Annotated in this window: 7 protein-coding genes; 3 read left to right on the forward strand and 4 right to left on the reverse strand. The window is 71.8% G+C overall.

The annotated features are described in order from the left end of the window. The 4 genes from BN12_RS17260 to BN12_RS17280 form a co-directional block, all read right to left on the reverse strand. On the reverse strand, positions 1–535 hold a 535-nt coding region (locus tag BN12_RS17260; protein WP_456093705.1), incomplete at its 3' end, for a thiolase family protein. Beyond that, positions 532–1,572, reverse strand: coding sequence for an AMP-binding enzyme (locus BN12_RS17265; protein WP_048554398.1), 1,041 nt, complete (start codon positions 1,570–1,572; stop codon positions 532–534). The genes BN12_RS17265 and BN12_RS17260, both read right to left, overlap by 4 nt. A 309-nt stretch (positions 1,573–1,881) precedes the next feature. Next, positions 1,882–3,594 (reverse strand): OmpL47-type beta-barrel domain-containing protein, encoded by a 1,713-nt coding sequence (locus BN12_RS17270; protein ID WP_083454730.1) that lies wholly within the window; start codon positions 3,592–3,594, stop codon positions 1,882–1,884. Between the two features lie 1,557 nt (positions 3,595–5,151). Further along, entirely contained in the window at positions 5,152–6,576 is a 1,425-nt protein-coding gene (locus BN12_RS17280) for a KamA family radical SAM protein (protein ID WP_048554402.1), read from the reverse strand. Positions 6,577–6,662: 86 nt separating this feature from the next. On the opposite strand from BN12_RS17280, the gene kdd reads away from it, so the two are divergent. From kdd to BN12_RS17295, 3 genes are all read left to right on the forward strand, one after another. After that, positions 6,663–7,754, forward strand: a complete 1,092-nt coding sequence (kdd, locus tag BN12_RS17285; protein ID WP_235432449.1) for an L-erythro-3,5-diaminohexanoate dehydrogenase — start codon at positions 6,663–6,665, stop codon at positions 7,752–7,754. 114 nt (positions 7,755–7,868) lie between these two features. Then, positions 7,869–10,256: a phosphoketolase family protein gene (locus tag BN12_RS17290; protein WP_048554406.1), complete on the forward strand. Its 2,388-nt coding sequence runs from the start codon at positions 7,869–7,871 to the stop codon at positions 10,254–10,256. Positions 10,257–10,258: 2 nt separating this feature from the next. After that, positions 10,259–10,834: AAA family ATPase (locus BN12_RS17295; RefSeq protein WP_157635735.1), on the forward strand; the 576-nt coding region annotated here is incomplete at its 3' end.

Below are 10,834 nucleotides of genomic sequence, written 5' to 3' on the forward strand. Positions count from 1 at the left end.
CCTGCGCGGCGGCCGCCAGCGCGTGCGAGCGCGCCGCATACGCGTCCTGGCGTTCGCGGGAGACCCGGCGCTCCTGCGCGAGGAGGTCGGCGGCGAGACCCATGTCGGGGTCGTGCGGCTCCGGCGCGAAGGGCGCCCGCTCGTAGCGGATCGGTCCGCGGTCGCCCGTCGGGGGCCAGTAGCGCCACGGCGCCGTCGAGGCGCTCTCGGTGCCGCCGGCCAGCACGGGCCACCGGTCCGCCGCGACCATCCGGGCTCCGACCTCGACGGCGGCGAGCCCGCTCGCGCACTGCCGGTCGACGGTGAGAGCGGGTATGCCGACGGGGAGTCCCGCCGCGAGCGTCGCGACGCGGGCGACGTCACCTCCGGGACCCATGCAGTTGCCGAGGACGACCTCGGCGGGGACGCGACCGACCTCGTCGGCGACGGCCCGGATGACGGGCGCGGCGAGGTCGGCGGCCGTGATCGAGGCGAGCCCCCGGCCCGCCGTGCCGACCGGCGTCCGCCGTGCGGCCACGACGACGACGTCGCTCACCGCGCGGCATCCCTCGCGAGCCGGGCCCGGTCCACCTTCCCGGCCGCCGTGAGCGGCAGCTCGGGCACGACGCGCCAGACCCGCGGTCGCTGCGCCGCGGAGAGGTGTGCCCGGGCATACGGCTCGAGGCTCTCCCGGTCGCGCGCATCCGTCAGGGCGACGGCGACGACCTCGCCGAGGGTCGGATGCGGTATGCCGTGCACCGCGATCGGGCCCCCCGCCCGGGGGACGAGGGCTGCCTCGACGTCGGCGAGCAGGACCGTCGCGCCGCCCGTCGTCACGGTGTCGGGGCGGCCGTGGACGGTGAGCACCCCGTCGCCTCGGAGGGCGCCGAGATCGCCGACGGTCGCCCAGCCGTGCGGATCGCGACGGAGGGAGCCGGGCGGCCCGTCGTACCCGTCGCATACCCAGGCCGAGCGAACCCAGATCTCCCCGGTGGTCGCCCTCTCGCCGTCGGGAAGCTCGTCCGCGTGATCCTCGGACCGCGTCGGGTGGGCCGCGTCCGTGGGCCGGATGTCGATCTCGACGCCCGGGAAGGCGCGCAGGTCCTCGCCCGTCGTGCCGGCCGCGACGAAGCTCAGCTCCGCCGCTCCGTAGTAGTGCCGCAGCTCCAGGCCGTGCCGCGCGGCAGCCATCCATGCGGCCGGGGACAGGCTCGCTCCGGCGACGGTGACGACCGTGCCGCGGGGGAGCGCGCCCGCGTCGCGAGCGAGCCGGGCCGGGGTGAGGCAGGCATGGGTCGCGTCGGCGGGGGAGGCGACGAGGCGGGCATCGCATACCGCCGCATGGACGCGGGCGAAGAGCACCATCGTCGACGTCGAGGGACCGGGCACCCACACCCGCACCCCCTCTGAAACGCCGGTCAGGTCGGAGTACGCATCGAAGGTCACCCACCAGGATTCGGTCGACCGGAGGACCCGGCGGGCCGTCGGACCGGAGGTCCCCGATGTCGGCAGGCTGAGCATCGCACCGCGGGTGCGAGCCGCTCGGACGGCGGCGACGGGGTCGTCGTGCTCGTCCGGCCGGACCGCGTCCACGCCTGACCCTTCCTTGCCGTGCGATGGGGAACGTCCGCAGCGTATCGCCGCCACACCGACGACGGCCCGAGGGCGCTTCCCGAGCGGGCAATCGTCCCGGGGTGATGGACCGAGCACCACGGCACGACCAGCACGACGCGAAGGTGCCAGATGCGGAGGTCGTCTCCGATCACAGCTGGGGCCCGGTAGACACCGTGGTTCTTGAGCTGAGCAGCACTCGAGGTCCCCTCATGGGCCATCACGAAGCCGGGCGCGCCGTCGGCCCCGGCGATCCACCGGGGCCGACGGAGGGCACGCCCGGTCAACGGCTCAGTACTTGAACGTGACGTGGTAGGGGAGCCGGTGGCCATTGAGGGTGACCGTCCCGCTGATGGTGGCGGTGCCATGGCGGGGGATGGTGAAGGCCGGTGTGGGTGCGGTGCAGGACAGGGCACCGGTCACCAGCACGCTCTGCTGCTGCGCCGGCTCGACGTTCCCGGCCTTGTCGGTGGCGTGGTAGTCGACGGTGGTCGACCCGTTGGTGGAGACGCTCAGCTTCACCGGCAGCCTGCTCGCCGTGGTGGAAGCGATCGGTTGGGCGCCGGTGGCCGAGTAGCTCAGCGACGCGACGCCGGAGCCGGTGTCGGTGGCGTTCAGGGTCAGCGTGATCCCGTGGCTGTCCCAGCACTGCAGGTGTGTCAGCGTGCCGACGGCGACTCCGGAGGTGTTCTGGAATGTCGCCCGGCCATTCACCGTGACCGTCGGCACATGCCTCGGAATCTTTCCGTGACCGGCCCGCACCGTCGACATCGGCGGGGTCGTGTCGCCCAGCGCCACGGTGATCGTGGTGGGCGGCCCGATGGTGGCTTGGGCGGCGTTCTGCGTCTGCACCGTGAACGTGTAGGTCCCGGCGGTGGTCGGTGTCCCGGACAGCACCCCGGTAACAGTGTCCAGGGTCAGCCCGGGCGGCAGGGTCCCGGACGCGACCCGGAAGGCCGCTGGTGGTTCACCCGTCGGCGCCGACGCAGCATACGTGTAGGAGTACGCCGCACCCACCGTCGCGGTGTCCGGTGGGGTGTCCGCGGTGAATACCGGCGGCGGCGCATACACCGCCACCCCCCACGGGGCCAACAGCCCGGTGTCGACCGTGGTCTGGTGCCCGCCGGGCTGCACCTCCACCACCCGGTCGTTGCCAAGGTCGGCGATGAACACGTCCCCGTACGCGTCCACCGCCACCGCGGGCGGGGAGCTCAATCCGGAGGCGACCGTGGTCGGCGTCCCGCCGCCGGCCGGCACCTCCACCACCTGGTCGTTGCCAAGGTCGGCGATGAACACGTGACCGGACGCGTCCACGGACACCCCGAACGGGCTCGCCAGCTCGTACGTCCCGGTGTCGACGGTGGTCGGCGACCCGCCGCCGGCCGGCACCTCCACCACCTGGTTCTCGTCGGCGTCGGCGATGAACACGTCCCCGGCCGCGTCCACCGCCACCCCGGTCGGGTAGACCAGGTTGATCGGTTCGGTGCTGACCGTGGACTGTGTCCCGCCCGGCTGCACCTCCACCACCCGGGCGTTCTGGGTGTCGGCGATGAACACGTCCCCGGCCGCGTCCACCGCCACCGCCTGTGGGTTGATCAGGTCGTGCCCGACCGTGGTCTGTGGCTCTCCGTTGGCCGGTACTTCCACCACCCGGTTGTTGTCGGTGTCGGCGATGAACACGTCCCCGGCCGCGTCCACCGCCAACCCGTACGGGAACTTAAGCCCGGTGGCCCCGAACGTGGTCGGTGACACGCTGCCGGCCGGCAGCTCCATCACCCGGTTGTTGCCGGAGTCGGCCATGAACACCGTGCCCGGGTCGAACGGTGCCGTGGATGCGTGCGCGGCCGGTGCCAGCGCGACCAGCAGCGCGGCAGGCAATGCGACTGCCGTGGATGCGGCGACCAGCCGGGACCGCTGTCGCCTGGGCGAGACAGCTTCACGCGTCGGGTGGCTGGGAATGGAACGGTCGGGCATGATGTGCTCCTTCTGGTGGCGATCGCTCACTCGGGTTCCTCGTGGCGCTCGCGTGGTCCGCTCGCCCGTATGCGCAGAGTCCGCGCGATGAACTCGCGCAGGCCGGTGCAGTCGGCGAAGTGCGCGGCGTCGCCGCTCACGACGTGCTCCACCCGCCGACCCACCGCCCTCCGGGGTCGACGCCGGAGCCGGGGCGCAGCTGCAGCACGAATGACCGATCCGCGGGCAGGCTCACCGCCTGCTCGGGACCGGCGGGTGCAACCGAGTCGTGTTCCATAACCCGCTCGACGTTAGGACTCGCCCGACCCGAAGTCCTTCGGAAGTTATTCGGGTTTGCCGCCGACAGGCTGAGCTCACGCGCCCGCCGGCTCTACCCCAGGCGGGCGAGGAACGCCTGCGCCTCTGCCAAGTCGCGGGTGTCGTGGCCCTCGGTGAACGAAGGACCACCTTGGTGAAGCGCCAGGAGGTCGTCTGGTTCGGCCAGTCTGTGGGCGACGAGGCGAGGGGCGGGGTGGTGCTCAGGCGGAGAAGACCGGGAGCATATAGCGGCGCACCGCGGGTGCGAGCCGCTCGGACGGCGGCGACGGTGTCGTCGTGCTCGTCCGGCCGGACCGCGTCCACGCCTGACCCTTCCTTGCCGTGCCATGGGAACGTCCGCAGCGTATCGCCGCCACACACCGACGACGGCCCGAGGGCGCTTCCCGAGCGGGCTATCGTCGCGGGGTGATGGACCGAGCACCACGGCACGACCAGCACGACGCGAAGACGTTCGCTGGGGTCTCGCGATGTCGTGGGATGCCCCACGGTTGAACCGACGAGTCCCAGTTCGATGTCTGGGCTGCGCGTTTCGGCCCGGCCCGTGTCCTCAGGCTCACGGGCCGGGCCGAACGTAACCCCCTACGTCGTGATCGGCTCCGAACCCGACCGACGACTGCGCCACGTCAAGTACCACGGCACCAGCGCGACGAACGGGAGAACCACCAGGCCGGCGACCCAGTAGATCTTCGTTGCTGTGGACCAGCCTGGCCATCGGACGGTCAAGACCATCGCCCTGACGGTCAGACCGAGCAAGAGCAGGACAACAGCCAGGACCACGACGTGGCTGAGCTCCACTGTGCCGGAAAATGATCGGCATCCTAGCTACAGGATGGGGTACCTCTGCGGAGCGCCAGGACAGGGTGGTGCTCACGCCCCGATTGGGTGGCAGAGCCCCAGGAGAGATGGTGCTCAGGCCCCGATCGGGTGCCAGACCGCCAGGCCGGGGGCTCGGGTCCAGGGATCCGGGAGGTCGATCCGACCGACGGACACCCAATGCGTCCCGAGTCGGCGCTGGCTCGTGCTCGGGACATGGGGGCATCGTCGGTGCTGGAGTGCTCTGGGTGTCCGTCGGTCGTGAGTGGCCGAGTGGGATGGTGCACAGGCCCCGATCGGGTGCCAGAGCGCCAGGTCGGCTGGATGAGCGAGTCGGCTGGGGTGGTGCACGGGCCCCGATCGGGTGGCAGGCCGTCAGGAGAGGCGGTGCTCAGGCCCCGATCGGGTGGCAGACCGCCAGGAGAGGTGGCGGTGAGACGAGGTAACGGGTGGTGCTCAGGCGCCGATCGGGTGGAGGTGCGCCAGCGGGGCCGGGGTGACGAGGGCCGCCGCATCGGCGTGCTCCTGCCACCATCGCTGGCCGGTCTCGGGCAGCGTGTGGATCGGGTCGTAGTAGACGTGGTCGCGGGTCAGCGCGTCGCCGTCGTCGGCCTCGAGCGAGGTGCGGTAGTTCTTGCGCCAGGAGGAGATGCCGAGCTCGCGGTCGTAGGAGTCGACCTGGTGGACCCACCGCTTCCCGACGAAGGGCACGTCGCAGACGACCCGTGGCGTCGCGAACCCCGGGAGGTAGCCCATGATGGCGTGCTGGAGGTGCTGGGCGTGGGCGAGGGAGACACGCCAGTGCTCGCTGAACGGGATCATGTCGCACATGTAGAAGTAGTACGGCTGGATCATCGCCTCGTCCTGGAGGGCGAAGCACAGGTCGAGGAGCGCCTCGGGGGAGTCGTTGACGCCCGCGAGGAGGACGCCCTGGTTGCGGACGGCTCCGACACCGGCGTCGAGCATCGCCTTCGCGGCGGCGGCGACGGCGGGCGTGACGGAGAGGACGGAGTTGATGTGGGTATGGATGGCGAGGTTGACGCCCCGCTCGCGGGCGACCGTCGCGACCCGGCCGACGCCCTCGACGACGTCGGGGGAGAGCCAGTGCTGCGGCATCCCCATGAGCGCCTTCGTCGCGAGCCGGACGTCGCGGATCGAGTCGATCTCCAGGAGCCGCATGAGGAAGGCCTCGAGGCTGTGCCACGGCAGGTTCGCGACGTCACCGCCGGAGACGACGACGTCCCGGACCTGCGGGGTGCGGCGGAGGTAGTCGAGGATCCCGGTCTGCCGGTCCACGGGCTTCAGCCCGAACCGGAGCTTGGCCACCTGGGGCGTCGAGGTGCCGACGAGGTCCATCCGGGTGCAGTGGCCGCAGTACTGCGGGCACGTCGAGACGAGCTCGGCGAGGACCTTCGTCGGGTACCGGTGCGTGAGTCCCTCGACGGCCCACATGTCGTGCTCGTGGAGACTGTCGCGCGTCGCATACGGGTGGGAGGGCCAGTCGCTGCGGCGGTCGGAGAAGACCGGGAGCATGTAGCGGCGCACCGGGTCGGCATAGAAGGCCCGGGTGTATGCCGCGCCGGCGGAGGGCATCGGTCCGTCGACCGCCGGGACCATCGTGCTCAGCATCTGCGGCGGCAGGAGCATGGACATCGTCGCCCGCTCCGCCTGGTCGCGCTCGAGGTCGACGTAGAACCCCTCGGTGAGCAGGTCGCCCATGACGTCATGGAGCTGCCGGACCGTCTTGACGCAGTGGGCCCGCTGCCACTGCGCGCTCGACCATTCCTGCGCGCTCACGCCGGCCCAGCCCGGCAGCCGACGCCAGTCGGGCTCGACGAGCGGACGGCGACGGTAGGAGTACGGCTGCTCCACGATGCTCATACTCTCCGAGTGTACGCAACACCTTCCGTTATTCTCCGTTACAGACCGAAGGATCTGCGGCCAAGATGAGAGAGACGGGAGATCCTGTGACAACGGATGAGGTGTCCGCCGCTCCGACGACGCCGTCCTCGCCCGTCGGCATCCACCGGGTGCTCGAACCGGTGGGCGCCGCCCTCCCGCAGGCGGCACGGCGCCTCGACACGCGCCGGGAGCTGTGGCCCGACGAGGTCCGCATCGCCGTGGAGACGCTCAACCTCGACGCGGCCTCCTACCGGCAGCTCGCCGAGAAGCACCGCGCCCCCGGTGGACTCGTCGACGGCTCCGCCCTCCGGGCCGACGTGCTCGCGATCGTCCAGGAGCGGGGCAAGCTCCAGAACCCCGTGACCGGCTCCGGTGGCATGCTCATCGGCACCGTCGACGAGGTCGGGCCCGCGTCACCCCTCGGCCTGTCCGTCGGCGACCGCGTCGCCACCCTCGTCTCGCTCTCCCTCACCCCGCTGCACCTCGACGACGGCCTCGCCCGGTGGGACGGCCTCTCCGAGCGCGTCCCCGCCGAGGGGTATGCCATCCTCTTCGGCCGGTCCATCGCCGCGCCCCTCCCGGGCGACCTCCCGCCGGAGCTGTCCCTCATGGTCATGGACGTCTGCGGCGCGCCCGCGCTCGTGGCCCGGGTCGTGCAGGAGTATGCGACTCGCGGACGTGCGCCGTCGGTCCTCGTCCTCGGCGGAGCGGGCAAGTCCGGCTCGCTGTCCCTCGCTGCGGCGGCCGACCAGGGCTCGGGTCGCCGCATCGCCGTGGTGCCCCACTCCGCCGAGGCGGCCCTCCTCGAGGGCACCGGCCTCGCGGACCGCGTCGTCGTCGCCGACGCGCGATCGCCCCTCGGCCTCTCGGAAGCGGTCGCGGCCGCCGGAGGGCCCGCAGACATCACTGTCGTGTGCGTCGACGTGCCGGGGTGCGAGCAGCCGGCGATCCTGTCGACCGCCGACCGCGGCACGATCGTCTTCTTCTCGATGGCGACGAGCTTCGCCGCCGCGGCCCTCGGCGCGGAGGGCCTCGCGGCCGACGTGCGGATGCTCGTCGGCAACGGGTACACGCCCGGGCACGCGGCATACGCGCTCGACCTTCTCCGGAGGACCCCGGCCGTTCGCTCACTGTTCGAGTCACGTCTCGCGCACTGACCCGGGATTCTGCTTGGGTGGTCCAGGCGGCGGACCGTCCATTCCCGAATTACTACACAGCGTAGTATCCAGGGCGACCCAGCGTCACCGACCCCTCGAAAGGGCTGCACCGAGATGACGACCCCGTACGACGAGCACGCTCTCCGCGACGACCTGCGGTGGTGGGCGGCGGCCAACTACCTCACGGTCGGCCAGATCTACCTCCAGTCCAACCCGCTGCTGCGCCGGCCGCTCACGCCCGGCGACATCAAGCCGCGGCTCCTCGGGCACTGGGGGACCAGCCCCGGCCTGTCGATGATCTACGCCCTCGTCAACCGCCGGATCAAGGAGACCGACAGCGACTGGCTCTACGTCACCGGGCCCGGCCACGGTGGCCCGGCGCTCGTCGCGTCGGCATGGCTCGAGGGCACCTACCACGAGGTCTACCCGCGGATCGGCACGGACGAGGAGGGTGTCCTGCGCCTCTTCCGCCAGTTCTCCAGCCCCGGCGGCATCCCGAGCCACGTCTCGGTCCAGACCCCCGGCAGCATCCACGAGGGCGGCGAGCTCGGCTACGCGCTCGTCCACGCCGCCGGCGCAGCGTTCGACCACCCGAACCTCGTCGTCGCCTGCGTCGTCGGCGACGGCGAGGCCGAGACCGGGCCGCTGTCGGCGTCGTGGCGGCTGCCCACATATCTCAACCCCCGCCGCGACGGGGCCGTCCTCCCGATCCTCCACCTCAACGGCTACAAGATCGCGGGGCCGACGGTCATGGGCCGCGACGACGACGAGGACAACCTCGCCTACCTGCGGTCCCAGGGGTGGGATCCCGTCGTCGTCGAGGGTGACGACCCGACCGAGGTGTTCCCCGCGTTCTACGCCGCGCTCAGCGCGGCGCACGAGCGGATCGTCGCCCTCCAGGAGGAGGCCCGGGCCGTCGCCGGCCCGACGACGCCAGGCCGGCGCTCCTGGCCGGCCATCATCCTGCGGACCCCCAAGGGATGGACCGGCCCCAAGGAGGTCGACGGTCGCAAGATCGAGGGGACCAACCTCGCCCACCAGGTGCCCCTCTCCGGCGTCAAGGAGAATCCCGAGCACCTGCGGATGCTCGAGGAGTGGATGCGCTCCTACCACCCCGAGGAGCTGTTCGACGCCGAGGGCCGGCTCGTCCCCGACCTCCGGGCGCTGAGCCCCGACGGCGACAAGCGGATGTCGGCCACGCCGTATGCCAACGGCGGGCGGCTGCGGACCGACCTCCCGCTCCCCGGGCTCCCCGCATACGAGGTGGACCTGGGCGGCAGGCGGGGCACGGTGTGGTTCGAGAACACCAAGTCCTCCGGAGCGCTCATGCGCGACGTGTACGCGGCGACGACGACGCCGGACGGCGGCGGCACCTTCCGCCTGTTCTGCCCCGACGAGACGGCGAGCAACCGGCTCCAGGACGTCTTCGAGGTCACCGAGCGGTGCTTCATGGAGCACGGTGAGCCGTGGGACAGCAAGATCGGGCCGGACGGCCGCGTCATGGAGGTGCTGTCCGAGCACCTCACCCAGGGCTGGCTCGAGGGCTACCTGCTCTCCGGACGGCACGGCTTCTGGGCGAGCTACGAGGCGTTCGCCATGGTGTCGGCGTCGATGGCCGTGCAGCACACGAAGTGGCTGCAGCACGCGCAGACCCTCCCGTGGCGGGCGAGCGTCTCCTCGCTCAACATCCTGCTGACCTCCACGTGCTGGCGCAACGACCACAACGGCTTCTCCCACCAGGGGCCGGGACTCATCGACGCCCTCATGCCCCTCTCGCCCCAGGTCGTCCGGGTGTGGCTGCCACCGGACGCGAACACGACGCTGTCGATCACCGACCACTGCCTGCGGAGCAAGGACCACGTCAACGTCGTCGTCGTCGACAAGCAGAAGCACCTGCAGTACCTCACCCTCGACGAGGCGAACGAGCACTGCGCCGCGGGGGCGGGGGTGTGGGAGTGGGCGAGCAACGGTCCGGTCGGCGAGACGCCGGACATCGTCCTCGCCTGCGCCGGCGACGTGCCGACGCAGGAGGCGCTCGCCGCGGCCGAGCTGCTCCGCGAGCGGCTGCCGGAGCTCAAGGTCCGGTTCGTCAACGTCGTCGACCTCATGGCCCTGCTACCGGAGAACGACCACCCGCACGGCTTCGCCGACAGCCAGTTCGATGAGATGTTCACGGCGAGCACCCACGTCGTCTTCGCCTTCCACGGCTATCCGCGGGCCGTCCACCAGCTCATCCACGGGCGGACGAACCCCGGCCGGTTCCACGTCCGCGGGTTCAGCGAGCAGGGCACGACGACGACGCCGTTCGACATGGTCGTCCTCAACAGGATGAGCCGCTTCCACCTCGTCAAGGAGGTGCTGCGCCGGGCCGGCCGCCGGGTCAGCGGCTGGGACGAGCTGGAGGACTACTGCGACCAGCGCCTCGCCGAGCACCACGACTACATCCGCGAGCACCTGGAGGACCTGCCCGACATCAGCGCGTGGACCTGGGGGAGCGACTGACCATGGCCTCCGGAGCGCAGAGCGCGGTCGCCAGCATCTACCTCGCGGGGACGGAGGCGAGGTCGGGCAAGTCGGCGCTGGCCGTCGGCCTCCTCCACGCCCTGGCGCGTCGCGCCGGCCGGGTCGGGATCTTCCGCCCCGTCTCCCCGGGCCGGGCCGACGTCCTCGCCGACACGCTGCTGTCCCTCCTGCCGGAGGAGCGGACGGCGCTCCCGGGCGGCCGGACCGCCGCCTCGGTGTCGGGGGTGACCTACGAGGAGCTCCACCACGACCCCGAGCGGGCCATGTCGACGATCGTCGACCGCTTCCACGAGGTGGCTCGCGACCTCGACACGGTCCTCGTCGTGGGCACCGACTTCAGCGACGTCGCGGCGCCGACGGAGTTCTCCGCCAATGCCCGCATCGCCGCGAACCTCGGCTCGGGCATGGTCCTCGTCGTGCCGGCGGCGGAGCGCCGGCTCGACGACGTCGTGACGGCGGCCACCCTCGCCGTCGACGCCGCGCGCGCGAGCCACGCCCAGGTGCTCGGGGTCGTCGCCAACCAGGTGCCGGCGGAGCAGCTCGACGCGACGGGCCGC

It is taken from the genome of Nostocoides japonicum T1-X7, assembly GCF_001046855.1.
Classification (GTDB): Bacteria; Actinomycetota; Actinomycetes; order Actinomycetales; family Dermatophilaceae; genus Nostocoides; species Nostocoides japonicum.

What these genes read in the sequence shown, in the direction of transcription:
- BN12_RS17280 (WP_048554402.1), bottom strand. Translation starts at nt 6,576, where the DNA reads ATGAGCATCGTGGAGCAGCCGTACTCCTACCGTCGCCGTCCGCTCGTC.
- BN12_RS17290 (WP_048554406.1), top strand. Translation starts at nt 7,869, where the DNA reads ATGACGACCCCGTACGACGAGCACGCTCTCCGCGACGACCTGCGGTGG.